The organism is Cupriavidus sp. 01L415, from assembly GCF_056400065.1.
Genome location: NZ_JBFTSP010000008.1, coordinates 69,153 through 87,710, shown reverse-complemented (window position 1 = coordinate 87,710; position 18,558 = coordinate 69,153). Strand labels below are relative to the sequence as shown.

The 18,558-nt window shown below is 67.0% G+C and carries 19 protein-coding genes; 15 read left to right on the top strand and 4 right to left on the bottom strand.

From position 1 onward, the window contains the following. Nucleotides 1-57: 57 nt before the first annotated feature. The 13 genes from AC1DOX_RS15285 (at nucleotide 58) to AC1DOX_RS15225 (ending at nucleotide 12,508) form a co-directional block, all read left to right on the top strand. On the top strand, nucleotides 58-1,455 hold the full coding sequence (locus tag AC1DOX_RS15285) for an aminopeptidase P N-terminal domain-containing protein (protein WP_441619066.1): 1,398 nt from the start codon (nucleotides 58-60) through the stop codon (nucleotides 1,453-1,455). Next, nucleotides 1,452-1,931, top strand: coding sequence for a hypothetical protein (locus AC1DOX_RS15280; protein ID WP_441619064.1), 480 nt, complete (start codon nucleotides 1,452-1,454; stop codon nucleotides 1,929-1,931). The genes AC1DOX_RS15285 and AC1DOX_RS15280 overlap by 4 nt, the downstream gene beginning before the upstream one ends. Continuing rightward, nucleotides 1,909-3,147 carry a UbiH/UbiF/VisC/COQ6 family ubiquinone biosynthesis hydroxylase gene (locus tag AC1DOX_RS15275; RefSeq protein WP_441619062.1) on the top strand — a complete coding sequence of 413 codons (1,239 nt, stop codon included), beginning with the start codon at nucleotides 1,909-1,911 and terminating at the stop codon, nucleotides 3,145-3,147. Before AC1DOX_RS15280 ends, AC1DOX_RS15275 begins: the two co-directional genes overlap by 23 nt. A gap of 308 nt (nucleotides 3,148-3,455) precedes the next feature. Further along, nucleotides 3,456-4,544 carry a tRNA dihydrouridine synthase DusB gene (gene dusB, locus AC1DOX_RS15270; RefSeq protein WP_092135969.1) on the top strand — a complete coding sequence of 363 codons (1,089 nt, stop codon included), beginning with the start codon at nucleotides 3,456-3,458 and terminating at the stop codon, nucleotides 4,542-4,544. Next, complete coding sequence (locus AC1DOX_RS15265) at nucleotides 4,541-4,774, top strand: Fis family transcriptional regulator (protein WP_019447044.1); 234 nt, start codon at nucleotides 4,541-4,543, stop codon at nucleotides 4,772-4,774. The genes dusB and AC1DOX_RS15265 overlap by 4 nt, the downstream gene beginning before the upstream one ends. Before the next feature lie 16 nt (nucleotides 4,775-4,790). After that, nucleotides 4,791-6,365: a bifunctional phosphoribosylaminoimidazolecarboxamide formyltransferase/IMP cyclohydrolase gene (purH, locus tag AC1DOX_RS15260; protein ID WP_441619059.1), complete on the top strand. Its 1,575-nt coding sequence runs from the start codon at nucleotides 4,791-4,793 to the stop codon at nucleotides 6,363-6,365. 102 nt (nucleotides 6,366-6,467) lie between these two features. Further along, nucleotides 6,468-7,013 carry a crossover junction endodeoxyribonuclease RuvC gene (ruvC, locus tag AC1DOX_RS15255; protein WP_092135966.1) on the top strand — a complete coding sequence of 182 codons (546 nt, stop codon included), beginning with the start codon at nucleotides 6,468-6,470 and terminating at the stop codon, nucleotides 7,011-7,013. Nucleotides 7,014-7,198: 185 nt separating this feature from the next. Further along, nucleotides 7,199-8,365, top strand: a complete 1,167-nt coding sequence (locus tag AC1DOX_RS15250) for a glycerophosphodiester phosphodiesterase (protein ID WP_441619057.1) — start codon at nucleotides 7,199-7,201, stop codon at nucleotides 8,363-8,365. Nucleotides 8,366-8,434: 69 nt separating this feature from the next. Next, a complete protein-coding gene (gene ruvA / locus AC1DOX_RS15245; RefSeq protein WP_092135963.1) occupies nucleotides 8,435-9,016 on the top strand; it encodes a Holliday junction branch migration protein RuvA in 582 nt (193 codons plus the stop codon). A 59-nt stretch (nucleotides 9,017-9,075) separates the two neighbouring features. Continuing rightward, complete coding sequence (gene ruvB / locus AC1DOX_RS15240; protein WP_441619055.1) at nucleotides 9,076-10,146, top strand: Holliday junction branch migration DNA helicase RuvB; 1,071 nt, start codon at nucleotides 9,076-9,078, stop codon at nucleotides 10,144-10,146. A gap of 208 nt (nucleotides 10,147-10,354) precedes the next feature. Then, nucleotides 10,355-10,948, top strand: a complete 594-nt coding sequence (locus AC1DOX_RS15235; protein ID WP_441619053.1) for a hypothetical protein — start codon at nucleotides 10,355-10,357, stop codon at nucleotides 10,946-10,948. Nucleotides 10,949-11,006: 58 nt separating this feature from the next. Next, entirely contained in the window at nucleotides 11,007-11,591 is a 585-nt protein-coding gene (locus tag AC1DOX_RS15230) for a BPSL1445 family SYLF domain-containing lipoprotein (RefSeq protein ID WP_441619051.1), read from the top strand. Between the two features lie 167 nt (nucleotides 11,592-11,758). Then, complete coding sequence (locus AC1DOX_RS15225) at nucleotides 11,759-12,508, top strand: queuosine precursor transporter (protein WP_477114041.1); 750 nt, start codon at nucleotides 11,759-11,761, stop codon at nucleotides 12,506-12,508. A 37-nt stretch (nucleotides 12,509-12,545) separates the two neighbouring features. Here the strand turns inward: AC1DOX_RS15225 and AC1DOX_RS15220 are convergent, their stop codons facing one another. Genes AC1DOX_RS15220 through tyrS form a run of 4 tightly spaced genes read right to left on the bottom strand, consistent with a single transcriptional unit; the run spans nucleotide 12,546 to nucleotide 15,676 of the window. Then, nucleotides 12,546-13,220 carry a histidine phosphatase family protein gene (locus AC1DOX_RS15220; RefSeq protein WP_092135956.1) on the bottom strand — a complete coding sequence of 225 codons (675 nt, stop codon included), beginning with the start codon at nucleotides 13,218-13,220 and terminating at the stop codon, nucleotides 12,546-12,548. Between the two features lie 54 nt (nucleotides 13,221-13,274). Beyond that, nucleotides 13,275-13,922 (bottom strand): YbhB/YbcL family Raf kinase inhibitor-like protein, encoded by a 648-nt coding sequence (locus AC1DOX_RS15215; protein ID WP_441619047.1) that lies wholly within the window; start codon nucleotides 13,920-13,922, stop codon nucleotides 13,275-13,277. A gap of 34 nt (nucleotides 13,923-13,956) precedes the next feature. Further along, nucleotides 13,957-14,427 carry a D-aminoacyl-tRNA deacylase gene (gene dtd / locus AC1DOX_RS15210; RefSeq protein ID WP_441619045.1) on the bottom strand — a complete coding sequence of 157 codons (471 nt, stop codon included), beginning with the start codon at nucleotides 14,425-14,427 and terminating at the stop codon, nucleotides 13,957-13,959. Between the two features lie 7 nt (nucleotides 14,428-14,434). Continuing rightward, on the bottom strand, nucleotides 14,435-15,676 hold the full coding sequence (gene tyrS / locus AC1DOX_RS15205; RefSeq protein ID WP_092135951.1) for a tyrosine--tRNA ligase: 1,242 nt from the start codon (nucleotides 15,674-15,676) through the stop codon (nucleotides 14,435-14,437). A 233-nt stretch (nucleotides 15,677-15,909) separates the two neighbouring features. Here tyrS and AC1DOX_RS15200 point away from each other — a divergent pair, with 233 nt between their 5' ends. Together AC1DOX_RS15200 and AC1DOX_RS15195 are read left to right on the top strand one after the other, a co-directional pair. Continuing rightward, a complete protein-coding gene (locus tag AC1DOX_RS15200; protein ID WP_441619042.1) occupies nucleotides 15,910-17,301 on the top strand; it encodes a M23 family metallopeptidase in 1,392 nt (463 codons plus the stop codon). 2 nt (nucleotides 17,302-17,303) lie between these two features. Beyond that, nucleotides 17,304-18,446, top strand: a complete 1,143-nt coding sequence (locus tag AC1DOX_RS15195) for an anhydro-N-acetylmuramic acid kinase (protein WP_441619040.1) — start codon at nucleotides 17,304-17,306, stop codon at nucleotides 18,444-18,446. Nucleotides 18,447-18,558 lie beyond the last annotated feature (112 nt).

Here is an 18,558-nt window from a genome sequence, read left to right as displayed (position 1 = left end):
CGCATCACGCGCCGACGGGTTTAGAATCGGCACATTCCCCCTCACCGCTTTCATCCCATGTCCGCACCCGACTCCGCTCTCCTTGGCGCGTGCCGCGACCGCCGCGCCCGTGTGCTGCAACACCTGCGTGCCAGCGGTGGCGGCGTGGCCATCGTGCCCACCGCGGCCGAAGCCATGCGCAATCGCGACAGCGACTACCCGTACCGGCACGACAGCTATTTCTATTACCTGACCGGCTTCACGGAACCCGAGGCTGTGCTGGTGCTCGTGGCCGGCGGGCCCGGCGACGGCGCCGACCGCAGCATCCTGTTCTGCCGGCCCAAGCATGAGGAGCGCGAGATCTGGGACGGTTTCCGCTACGGCCCGGAAGGCGCGCGCGCCACATTCGGCTTCGACGACGCGTACTCCGTCGAGGACATCGACTCGCAACTGCCGCCGCTGCTGGCAAACCGGGCCCAGGTGGCCTACCCGCTGGCCGCGTCGGCGGAAACGGACCTCAAGGTGCGCCGCTGGCTCGAGGCCGTGCGCACGCAAGGCCGGGCTGGCGTGGCCGCCCCGCCCGTGGCGCTGGACGTGCGCACACTGCTGGACGAGATGCGCCTGTTCAAGGATGCCGGCGAGATCGCCACCATGCGCCGCGCCGGCGAGATCTCGGCCCAGGCCCACGTCCGCGCGATGCGCACGTCGCGCCAGGGTCTGCGCGAGTACCACCTGGAGGCGGAGCTGCTCTATGAGTTCCGTCGCCACGGCGCGCAAAGCGTGGCCTACAACTCGATCGTCGCCACTGGCGCCAACGCCTGCGTGCTGCACTACCGCGCCGGCCCCGCCGAACTGCGTGACGGCGATCTCTGCCTGATCGATGCCGGCTGCGAACTGGACGGCTACGCGTCGGACATCACGCGCACCTTCCCGGTCTCCGGCCGCTTCTCGCCGGCGCAACGCGAGCTCTATGACCTGGTGCTGGCCGCGCAGGAAGCCGCCATTGCCGAGACGCGTGCCGGCGTGCCCTACAACGTGCCGCATGACGCCGCCGTGCGCGTGCTGGCGCAGGGCATGCTCGATACCGGCCTGCTGGACCGCAACAAGGAAGGCTCGCTGGACGATGTGCTCGCCAGCGGCAGCTACCGCCGTTTCTACATGCACCGCACGGGCCACTGGCTCGGCATGGACGTGCACGATGTGGGCGAGTACCGCGTGCCGGGCCCGCTGCCCGCGGGGCACGAAGGCGAGCGCCCGTGGCGGCCGCTGCAGCCGGGCATGGTCCTGACCGTGGAACCCGGCATCTATGTGCGTCCGTCGGAAGACGTACCTGAACGCTACTGGCATATCGGCATTCGCATCGAGGACGACGCCGTGGTCACCGCAGGCGACTGCGAGATCCTGACGCGCGGCGTGCCGGTGAAGGCCGACGAGATCGAAGCGCTGATGCGCGACAAGGAGGGAGCATTGCAATGATGGATTGGCTGCGCAACCGGTTTTTCAATGCGGGCGGTGGAACGCCCGCGGCACGGCGCGTCGACCCGAACGTGCCGTTCGTGATCAATATGTTTGACGACCATGTGGTCGTGCATCGCCCTGACGGCCAGCGCGAGGAAATCTCGTGGGATGCGCTCGAACGCGTGGTCGTGCGCGTGTCCGACCGCGCGCCGTGGGCCGGCACCGCCTGGCTGATCCTCGCCGGCGACGCCGCCAGCCAGCAGGGTTGCGTGGTGCCGCTCGATGCCGCCAACCACGATTCGCTCGTGGAACGGCTGCAGGCGCTGCCCGATTTCAACCAGCAGAAACTGGACAACGCGATGCGCGACGCCGCCGCCGGCAGGTCGCGCTCGGACGCGATCCTGTGGAAGCGCGCCGCCGCCAGCACGGAAGCCGCGACGCCCGCCCCTGGCGCGCGCGAGGAGCCCAGCCATGACTCAGCCGGACAGCACTGAACCCCGCGACATCGCCATCGTCGGCGGCGGCCCCGTCGGCCTGGCGCTGGCCAGCCAGTTGCTGCGCACCACGCCGTGGCGCATTACGCTAATCGATGCCGCCACGCCCGCGCGGGCCGCACGCGATCCGCGCGCGATTGCGCTGTCCCATGGCAGCCGCCAGTTGCTGGAGCAGATCGGCGCGTGGCCCATGCCAATGCAGCCGATCGGGCATATCCACGTGTCGCAGCGCGGCCGTTTCGGCCACGTGAAATTGCACCATGACGACTACGGCGTGCCCGCGCTGGGCTACGTCGTGAAATACGGCGACCTGTGCCAGACGCTTGAGCGCGCACTGGCACGCGCGGCGGAAGCCGCACCCGGACGACTCGAACGCGCGTTCGAAACGCGCATCGACGAGATCGTCGAGAGTGACCCGCGCAACAAGCTCGAGAGCGCCGGCGTGCGGCTGACCGGAACTTCGCACGCCGACCACGACGGCCTGCCCGCCAACTTCGCGGCGAGCATCGCCGTGCAGGCCGAAGGCGGCCTCTTCCATCAGCAGGTCCAGCGCCTGTCGGGTGCAGCGGAATCGACACGGCGCCGCGACTACCAGCAGACCGCGATCATCGGCCATGTGACCTGTACGCAACCACAACCCGGCTGGGCATGGGAGCGCTTCACCGAGGAAGGTCCGCTGGCGCTGCTGCCCCATGACGAACACGGCACGCCGGGCTATGCGCTGGTGTGGTGCTGTGCACCCGAGCAGGCCGTGCGCCGGCTGGCACTGCCGGAGGCCGCCTTTGCCGAGGAACTCGGCGAGGCATTCGGCACGCGGCTGGGCCGGTTCACCCTGATCGGCAAGCGCCACGCGTTTCCGCTCGGGCTCAATGCCGCGCCGGTGACCGTGAAGGGCCGTATCGCCGCCGTGGGCAACGCGGCCCAGACGCTGCACCCGGTGGCCGGCCAAGGACTGAACCTCGGTCTGCGCGATGCCTTTGCGCTGGCGGATTCGCTGCGCGGCGGCTGCACGCCGCAGGCGCTGCAGGCATTTGCCAGCCGCCACCGCGTGGATCGCGCGATGACCATCGGCGTGACCGACCTGCTGCCGCGCGTGTTTGGCATCGGCGGACCGCTGGCTGCCCATGCGCGAGGCGCGTCGCTGGCGGCGCTCGCCTGCATCGCCCCGCTCAAGGACGCCCTCGCGCGCCAGATGATGTACGGCGCACGCCGGTAGCGCGCACGTCGCCCCGCCGCGCGCGGCGGTGGCGACAACGGTTCGGGTTTCGGCCCGGTAATTGTTGCCGGCACGCGTACCCGGCCATCGGCACGAGCAGCTCTCGTCTCCAGCCGTCGATGGTCGCCGGTCCCGTGGCCCGCAACCAGCGGGTCCGGGCCAGTCCATGATATTTGCTCATTTCTTGAGCAACCCGTCCGGTTTGGCGGTAAAATCCCGCCCTCGCACATGACCCGACTCACGCCGACCGCAAGCTCGGCCGGGGCATGTCTTTGCATACCGCCGCCCATCCCGGGGCTTCTCCTATCGTGCAGATCGGTCCGCATCGCCTTCGCAACAACCTGTTTGTCGCCCCCATGGCCGGGGTGACGGACCGGCCGTTCCGCCAGCTCTGCAAGCAGCTGGGGGCGGGCTATGCGGTGTCGGAAATGGTGGCGTCCAACGCCCAGCTCTGGAAGAGCGAGAAGACCATGCGCCGTGCCAATCATGCCGGCGAGGTGGAACCCATCTCGGTGCAGATCGCCGGTGCCGAGCCCGGCATGATGGCCGAGGCGGCCCGCTACAACGTGGACCGCGGCGCACAGATCATCGACATCAACATGGGTTGCCCGGCCAAGAAGGTCTGCAATGTCGCGGCCGGGTCGGCGCTGCTGCAGAACGAGCCGCTCGTGGTGCGCATCGTCGAGGCCGTGGTGGCTGCCGTGGGCGATCGCGTCCCGGTGACGCTGAAGATCCGCACGGGCTGGGACCGCGAGCACAAGAATGCGCTGCGCGTGGCGCGCCTGGTGGAAGACGCCGGCATCAGCATGCTGACGATCCACGGCCGCACGCGCGCGGACCTGTATCACGGCGAGGCCGAGTACGAGACGATCGCCGCGGTCAAGGCATCGATCCGCATTCCGGTGGTCGCCAACGGCGACATCGCCACGCCGCAGAAGGCGAAGCACGTGCTGGCGGTGACCGGCGCGGATGCGATCATGATCGGCCGCGCGGCGCAGGGCCGGCCGTGGCTGTTCCGCGAGATCGAACACTTCCTGGCGACCGGCGAGATGCTGCCGCCGCCCGAGGTGGCCGAGATCCGCGCGATCATGAACCACCACCTGGCCGATCACTACGACTTCTACGGCGAATTCACCGGGGTGCGCACCGCGCGCAAGCACATCGCGTGGTACACCCGCGGGCTCAAGGGCGCCAACCTGTTCCGGCATCGCATGAACACGCTGGAATCGACCGACGCGCAGCTGGAAGCGGTCAATGCGTTCTTTGACGAACAGGCGATGATTTCCGATCGCCTGGTCTATGTCGACGAGAACGCCGCAGTAACGGACGACGCCGAAGGCGCGCCGGATAAAAACAAATCTGAAAACAACAAGAAACGGGAACTGCTTGCCGCATGAGCCGCAACGCCATCGACCAATGCATCCGGGACAGCCTGGATACCTACTTTCGCGACCTGGACGGCGAAGAGCCGTCCAACATGTACAACATGGTGCTGGAGGCCGTGGAGCGCCCCCTGCTGGAAGCCGTGATGGTGCGCGCCGAGCGCAACCAGTCACTGGCGGCCGCGTATCTCGGCATCAATCGCAACACGCTGCGCAAGAAGCTGCAGCAACACGGTTTACTTTGAAGCGTTCCCCCAAGCCATGATCAAGCAAGCCCTTCTCTCCGTTTCTGACAAGACCGGCATCGTCGATTTCGCGCGCGAACTGAACGCGCTCGGCGTGGTGCTGCTTTCCACCGGCGGCACCGCCAAGCTGCTGGCCGACGCCGGCCTGCCCGTGACGGAAGTGGCCGACTACACCGGCTTCCCCGAAATGCTGGACGGCCGCGTGAAAACGCTGCACCCCAAGGTGCACGGCGGCATCCTGGCGCGCCGCGACCTGCCCGAGCACATGGCCGCGCTGGCCGAGCACAACATCCCGACGATCGACCTGCTGGTGGTGAACCTGTACCCGTTCCAGCAGACCGTGGCTAAGGATGACTGCACGCTGCCGGACGCCATCGAGAACATCGACATCGGCGGCCCGACCATGCTGCGCTCGGCCGCCAAGAACCACCGCGACGTGACCGTGATCGTCGATCCGGCCGACTACGCCGTGGTGCTGGACGAAATGCGCGCCAGCGGCAACACCGTCGGCTACGACACGAATTTCCGCCTGGCGACCAAGGTGTTCGCGCACACCGCGCAATACGACGGCGCGATCACCAACTACCTCACCAGCCTGGGCGCGGACAAGTCGCACCAGGCGCGCAGCGCCTTCCCACAGACGCTGAACCTGGCCTTCGACAAGGTGCAGGAAATGCGTTATGGCGAGAATCCGCACCAGTCGGCGGCGTTCTACCGCGACCTGAAGACCGTGGACGGCGCGCTGGCCAACTACGTGCAACTGCAAGGCAAGGAACTGTCGTACAACAACATCGCCGACGCGGACGCCGCGTGGGAATGCGTGAAGTCGTTCGACGCCGCCGCCGGCGCCGCCTGCGTGATCATCAAGCACGCCAACCCGTGCGGCGTGGCCGTGGGCGTGAACGCGCAGGAAGCCTACGACAAGGCGTTCAAGACCGATTCGACCTCGGCATTCGGCGGCATCATCGCCTTCAACGTGGAACTGGACGAAGCCGCGGCGCAGGCCGTGGCCAAGCAGTTCGTGGAAGTGCTGATCGCGCCGTCGTTCAGCGCCGCGGCGCGCAATGTGTTTGCCGCCAAGCAGAACGTGCGCCTGCTGGAAATCCCGCTGGGCAAGGCCGTGAACCAGTACGACCTGAAGCGCGTGGGCGGCGGCCTGCTGGTGCAGAGCCCGGATGCCAAGAACGTCCAGCCGGGCGAGCTGCGCGTGGTGACCAAGCGCCACCCGACCCCGAAGGAAATGGACGACCTGATGTTCGCGTGGCGCGTGGCCAAGTTCGTGAAGTCGAACGCCATCGTGTTCTGTGGTGGCGGCATGACGCTGGGCGTCGGCGCCGGCCAGATGAGCCGCGTGGATTCGGCCCGCATCGCCAGCATCAAGGCGCAGAACGCCGGGCTGACCCTGGCCGGTTCCGCGGTGGCTTCGGACGCTTTCTTCCCGTTCCGCGACGGTCTGGACGTGGTGGTGGACGCCGGCGCGAGCTGCGTGATCCAGCCGGGCGGATCGGTCCGTGACGACGAGGTGATCGCCGCCGCCGACGAGCGGAGCATCGCGATGGTGCTGACCGGCACGCGCCACTTCCGCCACTGATCAGCGTCTCGTTTTTGCACGAAGGCCTTCGATGTCCGCATCGAAGGCCTTTTTGTTTTGGGGATTGCCGTTACACTACGCCCGCCAACTCCCTCTGAATTCATGCGCATCCTTGGCATCGACCCCGGTCTGCGGACCACCGGCTTCGGCGTGTTGGAAAAACACGGCAGCAAGCTCGCCTACGTGGCCTCCGGCACGATCAGGAGCGACGGCAACTCCAGCCTGCCCGAACGGCTGAAGACGCTCTTTGACGGGATCTCCGAGGTGGCGCGGACCTATGCGCCCGACTGCGCGGCCATCGAAAAGGTCTTCGTCAACGTCAACCCGCAATCCACGCTGTTGCTCGGCCAGGCACGCGGCGCCGCCATCTGCGGGCTGGTTGGCCAGGGCCTGCCCGTGTTCGAGTACACCGCGCTGCAGCTGAAGGTGGCGGTGGTCGGATATGGCCGCGCCAACAAGGAGCAGGTGCAGGAGATGGTCATGCGGTTGCTGTCGCTGTCGGGGCGGCCCAGCTCCGATGCGGCCGATGCGCTCGGCGTGGCGATCTGCCACGCGAACGGCGGCGACACGCTCGGCACGCTGGCCGGCATGGCGCCCGAGCTGGCCCGCAAGGGATTGCGCGTCCGCCGTGGCCGCCTGATTGGCTGATTGGTTGATCGGCGGCTGATCCGCCCGATCCGGTCACCTGATCCGTCGCCTGCGGGCCGGCTGATCCGTTTGACCGACCTGCCCGGCTGCGCATTGGGGTCCGGTTTCCCGCGTCGGCCAGCGCCCGACAGGCCCGCACCTGCTTCGTCTCTTACAATCGGCGTTCGTCCACGAGGAACGTCCCGATGCGCCATCCGATCGTTATCCGTCTTGCCGTCGCCGCCGCCACCACCACGCTGTTCGCCGGCTGCGTGACGCCGCCCCGGGCCCCTACCGCCGCGACGCCTGCTCACCCGGTCGCCCCGCCCGCCACGCCGGCGCCCAAGGCGCTGGTGATCGGCCACCGGGGCGCCAGCGCCCTGCGGCCCGAGCACACGCTCGCGTCCTACGCCAAGGCCATCGAAGACGGCGCCGACATCATCGAGCCGGACCTGGTGCCAACCCGGGACGGCGTGCTGGTGGCGCGGCACGAAAACGACATCACGGGCACCACCAATGTCGCCGAGCTGCCGCAGTTTGCCGACCGCAAGCGCATCAAGGTCATCGACGGAGAGCGGCTGACGGGCTGGTTCACCGAGGACTTCACCCTGGCCGAGCTCAAGACGCTGCGCGCTCGCGAGCGGATTCCCAAGCTGCGCCCCGCCAACGCCAAGCTGAACGATCAGTTCGAGGTGCCCACGTTCGACGAAATCCTGAAGCTCGCCGAACAGGCCGCGCAAAAGCGTGGGCGGCCCGTCGGCCTCTATCCGGAACTGAAGCACCCGAGCTACTTCCGCGGCATTGGCCTGCCTCTCGAGGAAAAGGTCGTAGCCACGCTGCAAGGCAACTTCTACGCCCGCACGGCACCGGTTTACGTGCAATCGTTCGAGGTCGGGCCGCTGCGCACCGTGAAGCGGCTGCTGGGCACGTCGATGCCAAACGTGAAGATCATCCAGCTCATCGGCAACCCGCGCAACCGGCCCGCCGACTGGCGCCTGGCCGGCGACACCCGCACCTATGCGGACATGCTGACACCGCTGGGCCTGCGCGAAGTGGCCGCCTATGCCAACGGCATCGGCCCGGAGAAGAACAGCGTCGTGCCGCGTGACGCGCAGGGCGGGCTGGCCTCGCCCACCGCGCTTGTGGCCAATGCCCACGCTGCCGGGCTCGTCGTCCATCCGTACACGTTCCGGCCCGAGAACAGTTTCCTGCCGACGCCCCTGCGCGCCGCCGGCGACGACGCCACGCGTAGTCCGTCCGGGATGATCCGCGAGATCCAGGCCTTCGTCGCCGCCGGCGTGGACGGCGTCTTCACGGACGATCCGGCATTGGGACGTCGCGCCGTGGACACACCCGTCACCGCCGCCCAATAAACACGATCCAGCAATACGGCTGGCCGCGCTACACTTGCGGCCACTTTCGCCTTCCCCATTCGCTTCATCATGATCGGACGCATCGCCGGCACCCTGCTCGAGAAGAACCCCCCGCATCTGCTGGTCGACTGCCACGGCGTCGGCTATGAGATCGATGTGCCGATGAGCACGTTCTACAACCTGCCTGCGGTCGGCCAGCCCGTGACGCTGCTCACGCAGCAGATCGTGCGCGAGGACGCGCACCTGCTGTACGGCTTCGGCTCCGCGTCGGAGCGCAACACGTTCCGCGAACTGATCAAGATCACCGGCATCGGCGCCCGCATGGCCCTGGCCGTCCTGTCGGGGCTCTCGGTCTCCGAACTGGCGCAGGCCATCACGCTGCAGGAGGCCGGCCGGCTGACGCGTATTCCCGGCATCGGCAAGAAGACCGCGGAGCGGCTGCTGCTGGAGCTCAAGGGCAAGCTGGGCGCCGAACTGGGTCACGCACCGGGCGGCACGCCGGTGCACGACAGCGCGGTGGACATCCTCAACGCGCTGCTGGCACTGGGTTACTCCGAAAAGGAAGCCGCGCTGGCCATCAAGCAGGTGCCGGCCGGCACCGGCGTGTCCGACGGCATCAAGCTGGCCCTCAAGGCGCTCTCCAAGGGCTGACGCCGTGCGGCCACCAAGGGCGGCCAGCGTAGAATGGCGGCATATCGTATTCCACTGCCATGATTGAAACCGACAAGCTGACCGGCGCCGACCGCATTCCCGACCGCGTGATTTCGGCCACGCCCGCCTCCACCCACGAGGAGGCCTTCGAGCGCGCCCTCCGGCCCAAGCTGCTGGACGAGTATGTCGGCCAGGAAAAGGTGCGCGGACAGCTGGACATCTTCATGCATGCGGCCCGCAACCGCCGCGAGGCGCTCGACCACGTGCTGCTGTTTGGCCCGCCGGGCCTGGGCAAGACCACGCTGGCCCACATCATCGCGCGCGAGATGGGTGTCAACCTGCGCCAGACGTCGGGGCCCGTGCTCGAGCGCCCGGGCGACCTGGCCGCGCTGCTGACGAACCTGGAAGCCAACGACGTCCTGTTCATCGATGAAATCCATCGGCTGTCGCCGGTTGTCGAGGAAATCCTGTACCCGGCGCTGGAGGACTACCAGATCGACATCATGATCGGCGAAGGGCCGGCGGCCCGGTCCGTGAAACTGGACCTGCAGCCATTTACGCTGGTGGGCGCCACCACGCGGGCCGGCATGCTGACCAATCCGCTGCGGGACCGCTTCGGCATCGTGGCCCGGCTGGAGTTCTATACCGCGGAGGAACTCGCGCGCATCGTCACGCGCTCCGCGCAGCTGCTCAATGCCACCATCGACGCGAAAGGCGCGCTCGAGATCGCGCGCCGCGCGCGCGGCACGCCCCGGATCGCCAACCGCCTGCTGCGCCGCGTGCGCGACTATGCCGAGGTCAAGAGCGACGGCACGATTACCCGCGATCTGGCCGACGCCGCACTGGCCATGCTCGACGTGGACCGCGTGGGCTTCGACCTGATGGACCGCAAGCTGCTGGAAGCCGTGCTGCACAAATTTGGCGGCGGCCCGGTCGGCGTGGACAACCTGGCCGCGGCGATCGGCGAGGAGCGCGACACGATCGAAGACGTGCTGGAGCCGTACCTGATCCAGCAGGGCTACCTGCAGCGCACGCCGCGCGGTCGCGTGGCCACGGCCGCCGCATACCTGCATTTCGGCCTGGCCTCGCCGCAGGGCGAAACCGGCGGCGCGCAGTCCGACGCACCCTGATTCCTCCTCGCCCCCGGGCGCCAGACCCGGGGCAACCGATACCTGCTGCGGTGCGCCAGCAGCAACATGCCGCAGCGCACGCGCCTCAATTAAACGTTTTCAAGCACCATCCCAAATTTTTTCGAAGTGGATTGCTTGGCCCACGGCCTGTTGTCCACAATGGCTGCATCAAATCCGACGATCACGCCTGCGGGCGACAAGGACAGCCATGACCATTCGCGTAAGCCCGACCTCCGCCCTTGCAGCCGCCGTAGCCAGCCTGGCCTTTGCCACCGCCGGTACTGTGCATGCGCAAAAGACGCCGGCGCCAATCGGCGTGGCGGAGGAAGCCGTGATCAGCGGCAGGGTCGTGGAGGTCAATCCCGACACCAAGGCCGTCATCATCCAGGGTCCGCGGGGCAACGTGGTGGAAATGGTGGCCGGTGACGAAGCCAAGAATATCGGCAACGTGCGCAAGGGCGATATTGTCACGCTCACACGCAGCGCCGCCATCGTGGCGTCGCTGGAGCCGGTGGGCAGCAAGGACACCGCCCTGGTGGAGCAGGTGGAACGCACCTCCCGCGCGGCCGAAGGCGGCAAACCCGGCGTGATGCGGGAAATCACCACCACGATCACCGCCGAGATCACCAAGGTGGATACTGCCAAGCGCACCATCACCTTCCGCGGTCCGCGCGAGACGCTGCGGACGGTGAAAGTCAACGACCCCAATATCGACCTGTCCAACATCAAGCAGGGACAGATGGCCAAGATCGTGGTCCGCGAAATCGTGGCCATCACGGTGAAGTCGCCGAGCGCGGGCTGAGTCCGGGTTCTCCGAAAAAGAGTCGAATGCAGTACTTTTCCCCATCAGGAGGTTGCATATGAATCGACGCCACTTTGTGACCCGGGTTGCCGGGTCTGGCCTGGTAGTGGCCACGGCCTTCGCTGCCGGTTGCACCACCACTGGCACCAGCTCGCCGACGGACTCCGCCGCGAAGAAACAGGAGATCGACGCAGGCGTGGATGGCGCGCTGAATCGGCTCTATGCATCCGTGGACGGCTCGCGTGAACTGGCCAGCCGCGCCCAGGGCATCCTCGTTTTCCCGCGCGTGATTGGCGGTGGCCTGGTGGTGGGGGCCGAATATGGCGATGGTGCGCTGCGTTCGAAGGGCGCCACGGTCGGCTACTACCGCACCATCTCCGGATCGTTCGGGCTGATCGCGGGCGGCCAGTCCAAGGCCATGATCATCATGTTCATGACGCCGGAGGCGTACAACAAGTTCGTCCAGTCCAGCGGCTGGACGGCCGGCGTGGACGCCAGCGTGGCGCTGGCCAAGGTCGGTGCCAACGGCAAGCTGGATACGGTCACGGGCCAGCAGCCGGTGGTCGGCTTCGTGCAGACCAATGCCGGCCTGATGTTCGATGTCTCGCTGGACGGATCCAAGATCAGCAAGCTGTCGCTCTGAGTTTTTTCCCTGTCGTCGCAGGCTCATTGCTCCCGGCCCCGGCCGGGAGTTTTCTTTTGGCCACAGCCTCCGGCGCGTCAGGCGCCTCGCTGGCATAATCGCGCGAAACCGCCGCGCCGTCGCTTGTCGCGGACCGACAAGACCGTGTCGACGACCGGAACCTGACAATGCCCGAGCCCCACGCCGCCGCCGCGCACGCGCCCACGCCCCCCTCCACACATACCGGACGCGTCTATCGCTACTACGACCTCGTGATGGTGGCATTCGTCACGGTGCTGCTCTGCTCCAACCTGATTGGCGCCGCCAAGGCGGCACAGGTCGACCTGCCGCTGCTGGGGCCGGTCGTCTTTGGCGCCGGCGTGCTGTTCTTCCCGATCTCCTACATCTTCGGCGACGTGCTGACCGAGGTTTACGGCTATGGGCGCGATCGTCGCGTGGTCTGGGCTGGTTTCGCGGCGCTGGCCTTCGCCACGTTCATGAGCCTGGTGGTGCTGAAGATGCCGGTGGCGCCGTTCATGGCGGACTATCAGAAGAGCCTGGAGGAGGTGTTCGGCAACACATGGCGGATTGCACTGGGGTCGCTGATCGCCTTCTGCTGCGGTAGCTTTGCCAACAGCTACGTGCTGGCCAAGATGAAGCTATGGACGGGTGGCCGCTGGCTGTGGACACGCACGATCGGCTCGACGCTGGCGGGCGAGCTCGTCGACTCGTCGTTGTTCTACGTGATTGYGTTCTATGGCATCTGGCCGCTGGAAAAGGTGATCCAGGTGGCGGTAGCCCAGTACGTGCTGAAAACCGGCTGGGAGGTCGTGATGACGCCCGTGACCTACAAGGTGGTCGGCTTCCTGAAGCGGGCGGAGAATGAGGACTGGTTCGATCGCCACACCAACTTCACGCCGTTCCGGCTGAAGGTCTGAACGGGCCGGGGCTGGACGCGGGCGGGTCTAGGCAGGCTCAGGGCACCCGCTTGTCCACCTCATCCAGCGCCAGCGCCTCCAGATGGGCCACGTCGGCCCACTGCAGCAGCGTCAGGTGCGTGCTGTCGCTACGCAGCCGGTTGACACTGGCGTTGAGAAGTTCGTGCTGGCGTGGCGCCTCCAGCGTCATGCCGGTGGCCTCGCGATAGAGGCAGTCGAGCACGCCGCCATGGGCGACCAGCGCGATGCGCTCGCCCGGATGCCGGCGCGACAGCGACAGCGCAATCTCGACGGCACGCTCATGAAAGGTGAGCAAGGATTCACCTGCCGGTGGCGCGTAGTCCGGTACGCGTGCCTGCCAGCGCGCGAAATCCTCCGGGCGCTTTTCCGCCACCTCCGCGTACGTCATGCCTTGCAGGTCGCCATAGCAGCGCTCGCGCAGGCGCGGCTCCGGACGCACCGGCAACCCCAGCGTCCCGGCCAGCGGCGCGGCGGTTTCCATCGCACGGCCGAGGTCGCTCGAATAGACCGCGTCGATCGGCTCGCCAGCCAGCGCTTCGGCCAGCGCGCGCGCCTGCGCGCGGCCCGTGTCGTTCAGCGGGATATCGATCTGGCCTTGCAGGCGCCGTTCCTTGTTCCAGGCCGTCTCGCCATGGCGGATCACGATCAGGTGGGTGAAGGCCAGCGACTGCGGCCCGGTGCTTTGCGACATGCCGGTTCCTTGGGGCGACGTCCGCGCCGGGTCTCTCGCCCGGCGACGGTTGAATTACCTGGCGACTTTGGGGTTGAGCGTGTACGTGCCGGTCACGCTGGCTTGCGCCAGCACGTGGCCCTGGATGGCGCGGCGAGCGTCGGCGCCCGTGAAGTTGCCTTCGACGGGCAGGCGGTCGATATCGAGCGCATACACGGTGAACACATAGTGGTGGACGATCGAGTCGTTCCACGGCGGGCACGGGCCGTCATAGCCGAAGTAGTCGCCCTTCATGTCCGGATCGTTCGCAAACCAGCCCGTGTAGTCATTCAGGCCGTGACGCAGGCCGCCAGCCGTGGCGGTGCCCACCAGCGCCTCCGGCCCCGGCTTGCCGCGCGCGATCACGCCGTCGCTGTGCGAGCCTGCCGAGATCGTGTTCAGGCCGGGCGGGATATCGACCAGCACCCAGTGGAAGAAATCCACGCGCGGCAGCGACGCCGGCACTTCACGGCCTTCCTGGTTCACATCGTCGCCCTTGCTGGGCACATCGGGATCATGGCAGATCAGCGCGAACGACCGCGTGCCAGCCGGCACGTCGTCCCAATGCAGGTCCGGGTTGCGGTTGTTCGACAACGCCACGTGGTTCGCCGCGTCGGGCACGCAGAAGGCAAACTCGCCGGGGATCGGCGCGTTGTCGGCAAAGGCCTTGCTCCAGAGTTTCATGGGGATCTCCTTCAAGGTATCGATGGCCGTGGCGTCATGCCGTGCCGGCCGGCGCTACGCGCAGCCAGAACGTCACCGGGCCATCGTTGGTCAGGCTGACCTGCATCATCGCGCCGAATTCGCCGGTCTGGACCGACGGATGCGCGGCGCGGGCGCGGGTCACGAAGTGGTCGTACAGCCGGCGGCCGTCCTCGGGGGACGCCGCCGGTGTAAAGCTGGGCCGCGTGCCGCTGTTGGTATCGGCCGCGAGCGTGAATTGCGACACCACCAGCAGGCCGCCGGCGGTCCCATTGCCGTCGATGTTCTGCACGGGCAGGTTCATCTTGCCGTCGGCATCCGAGAACACGCGGTAAGAGAGCATCTTGGCCAACAGGCGCTCGGCCTGGGCCTCGGTGTCGCCGCGTTCGGCGCAGACCAGCGCCAGCAGCCCCGCGCCGATCTCGCCGGTGGTACGGCCCTCCACGGTGACGCGGGCCTGGGCCACGCGCTGGATCAAGGCAATCATCGCGCCATCAGGCCAGGGTCACGCGCGCAAAGCGGCGCTTGCCCACCTGGACCACGTAGGTGCCGGCCGCCACCTTGGTCGCCTTGTCGCCGACCACGGCGCCGTCAATCTTCACGCCGCCCTGCTCGATGTTGCGGTTGGCCTCGGAGGTCGAGGGCACCAGGTTGGCCTGCTTGAGCAGCTGGGCGATGCCCAGCGGCGCGCCGGCGAGGCTCACCGAGGGAATGTCGTCCGGCACGCCACCGCGCGCGCGGTGGTTGAAGTCTTCCAGGGCTTTCTCGGCATCGGCGGCGCTGTGGAAGCGCGTGACGATCTCCTGCGCCAGCGCCACCTTGCAGTCGCGCGGATTGCGGCCCAGCGCGATCTCTTCCTTCATCAGGTCGATCTCGCTCATCGGGCGGAACGACAGCAGCGTGAAGTACTGCCACATCAGGTCGTCCGAGATGCTCATCAGCTTGCCGAACATGTCGTTCGGGGCTTCCGTCACGCCGATGTAGTTGTTCTTGGACTTCGACATCTTTTCCACGCCGTCCAGGCCCACCAGCAGCGGCATGGTCAGGATGCACTGCGGCTCCTGCCCGTATTCCTTCTGCAGTTCGCGGCCGACCAGCAGGTTGAACTTCTGGTCGGTGCCGCCGAGCTCAAGGTCCGACTTCAGCGCGACGGAATCGTAGCCCTGCATGAGCGGATAAAGGAACTCATGGACCGAAATCGGAATCCCAGACCGGAACCGTTTGGTGAAGTCGTCGCGCTCCATCATCCGCGCGACCGTGTATTTGGCCGCCAGCTGGATCATGCCGCGCGCGCCGAGGGGGTCGCTCCACTCGCTGTTGTAGCGGATCTCGGTCTTCGACGGGTCGAGCACCAGGCTGGCCTGGCGGTAGTAGGTCTGGGCGTTGGCCTCGATCTGCTCGCGCGTGAGCGGAGGACGCGTGGCGTTGCGGCCCGAGGGATCGCCGATGGTGGACGTGAAGTCGCCGATCAGGAAGATGACCTGGTGGCCAAGGTCCTGCAGTTGGCGCAGCTTGTTGAGGACCACGGTGTGGCCGAGGTGGATGTCGGGCGCGGTCGGATCCAGGCCGAGCTTGATCCGCAGGGGCACGCCGGTAGCTTCGCTGCGGGCCAGCTTCTGCAGCCATTCGGATTCGATCAGCAGCTCGTCGCAGCCACGTCTCGTCACCTCAAGTGCGCGCATCACCGACGGCGTAAGTGGATATTTGGCCGCGGCGGCCGGGGACACTTCAGTCATGACGTAAGTCGTTGAAATAAATAGGAAATCTTCGAAGTATGGCTGGCAGCGTTCTGGTATAATTCGCGCTTTGCGCCTGGTGGGACTACCCGCCGGCCAACCGCCAAACCGTCATTGTAGGCGGCAACGCAGGCGGCAAACCAACACGGCCCGCGCCGCACCTCGGGGGAGGAAGGCAGGCGATACACATCGTCGCGGCAGCGGAGCCCGAATTTAAGGCTGAATTTTACGTGATGTGGTCCAGACTCCGCGAAGTTTTCGCGCGCGAGCTGGTGGTGCTTGTCGACCCGACCAACCCCCAGCATGCCCGGCGCCGGAAGCAACTGACCGTTGCGGTCGGTACGGTTTTCACGCTCGGCATGGCAGCGGCGATGGGCGTCGCCCCCCGCAACGCCTATATAGATCCCCAGGCACCCCGCGTGCTGCAACCCCTGCGCATGCCAGACCTGCGCGCACAGCTGGATCAGCTGACCGAGACCGACTCCAGCATTTACGTCCGGCAGGATCGCATGCAACGCGGCGACACCATCGCCACCGTGCTGCGCCGCCTGGGCGTCGACGATCCCGATGCGCAGGCCTTCATCCTCAAGAACCCCACCGCCCGCGGCCTGTTCAACCTGAACCCGGGCCAGGCCTTGCAGGCGGAAATCGACGACAGCAACCTGCTGGTGTCGTTGCAGGCCAATCTGGGGGGCGATGCCGCCGCTTCCCGCGAACTGGTGATCGAGCGCGTGGCGCCGAAGACCGAAGGCGGCGATTACACCTACAAGGCCCGCATCCAGACCGTCGACAATGACGTGCACTATGAGATGGCGTCCGGCGCCATCGATGCGGCAGGCTTCTTCAAGTCGATGGACGCGGCCAACGTCCCGGACGAAATCGTCGAACAGATGATCTCGATCTTCTCGGGTGTCATCGACTTCCATCACGACATTGCACGCGGCGACCGCTTCCGCATCATCTACGAAGCTGGCTTCCTCGATGGCAGCTTCGTGCGCAACGGCCGCGTGGTGGCCGTGGAACTGATCAACCGCAACGCCCTGCACCAGGCGCTCTGGTACGCGCCGGAAGATGGCGAGGCGGGCGCCTACTACACGTTCGACGGCCGCAGCATGAAGCGCCCGTTCCTGCGATCGCCGGTGGAATTCTCACGCGTGTCGTCGGGCTTCGGCGGCCGCGATCATCCGTTGCACCACAGGTGGGCGCAGCACAAGGGCGTGGACTTTGCCGCGCCGCAAGGCACCAAGGTCTTTGCGTCCGGTGACGGCACCGTGGAGTTCGTTGGTCAGCAGAACGGCTACGGCAATATCATCGTGCTGCAACATGCCGGCGGCTATTCGACCTACTACGCCCACCTGTCCGGCTTTTCCGGCGTTCGCCAGGGTCAGCACGTGAACCAGGGTCAGGTGATCGGGTTCGTCGGCTCCACGGGCTGGGCAACAGGCCCGCACCTGCACTACGAGTTCCGCTTCAACGACGTGCCGCAGAACCCGCTCACCATCACGCTGATGGAAGCGCCGACGTTGACCGGCAAGTCGCGCGCGCAGTTCCTGACCTATACCAGCGCCATGCTGAGCCGCATCAACATGCTGCGCACCTACAACGTCCTGACCGCCAGCAACTGACCATGTCCGTGCCCCCGGTGCCCAGCGAGCGATTCATCGGCCTGATGTCGGGCACCAGCATGGACGGCGCGGACGGCGTGCTCGTCGATTTCTCGGGTGAGCAGCCCGTGGTGCTGGCAGCGGCCCACGAGCCGTTTCCGGCAGCGGTGCGCGAGGCATTTGGCGCGCTCCAGCAGCCCGGCGACGATGAGATCCACCGCGAGGCGATGGCAGCCAACGCCCTGGCACGCGTCTATGCCGATTGCGTGGCCACGCTGCTGCGGCTGTCCGGCGTCTCAGCCTCGACTGTGGCCGCGATCGGCGCGCATGGCCAGACTATCCGCCACCGGCCCGGTCAATACGACAACATCGGCTACACACGGCAGAGCCAGCATCCGGCATTGCTGGCAGAGCTCACGCGAATCGACGTGGTGGCGGACTTCCGCAGCCGCGATATCGCCGCCGGGGGCCAGGGCGCACCATTGGTACCTGCGGTGCATGCGGCGCTGTTCGGCGCGCCTGACGAGACGCGAGTGGTCTGCAACATCGGCGGCATCTCCAACATCAGCATCCTGCCGGCGGCCAGCACGCGCCGTCCGGTGACCGGCTTCGACTGCGGCCCCGGCAATGCGCTGCTCGACGACTGGATCCTTCGCCATCGCGGCCTGCCATACGACGACAACGGTGCGTGGGCGGCCAGCGGCAAGGTCGACGCGACACTCCTTGAACAATGCCTGGCGGAGCCGTATTTCCGCGCGGTGCCACCCAAGAGCACCGGACGCGATCTCTTTCATCCCGGATGGTTGCAGGCATTACTCGCGCCACTCGGCGAACAGCAACCAACGACCAGGGACATCCAGGCCACGCTGGCCACGCTGACAGCCACGGCCATCGCACGCGATGTGCAGGCGTACGCCGCCGATGCAAGTCGATTGATCGTCTGTGGTGGCGGCGCGCGCAACAGCTTCGTCATGGCAACGTTGGCGCGACTGCTGCCGGGCGTCAGCGTACAAACGACGGATGACTTTGGCGTGCCGGTATCGCAGGTGGAGGCCCTCGCCTTCGCCTGGCTGGCGCGCCAGTGCCTGCTTCGGGCACCGGGCAACGTCCCCACGGTCACCGGTGCCACGGGCCCGCGCGTACTCGGGGCGATTTACCCGCGTTGAACCGAACGCGCGAAGCGCTGCACATGGGTCTGCGTGCGGTGCCTGCCTGGCTGAGTGCCAGCCCCTCAGGGCCCCGTCAGCACCCAGAAACAAAAAAGCGCACCGAAGTGCG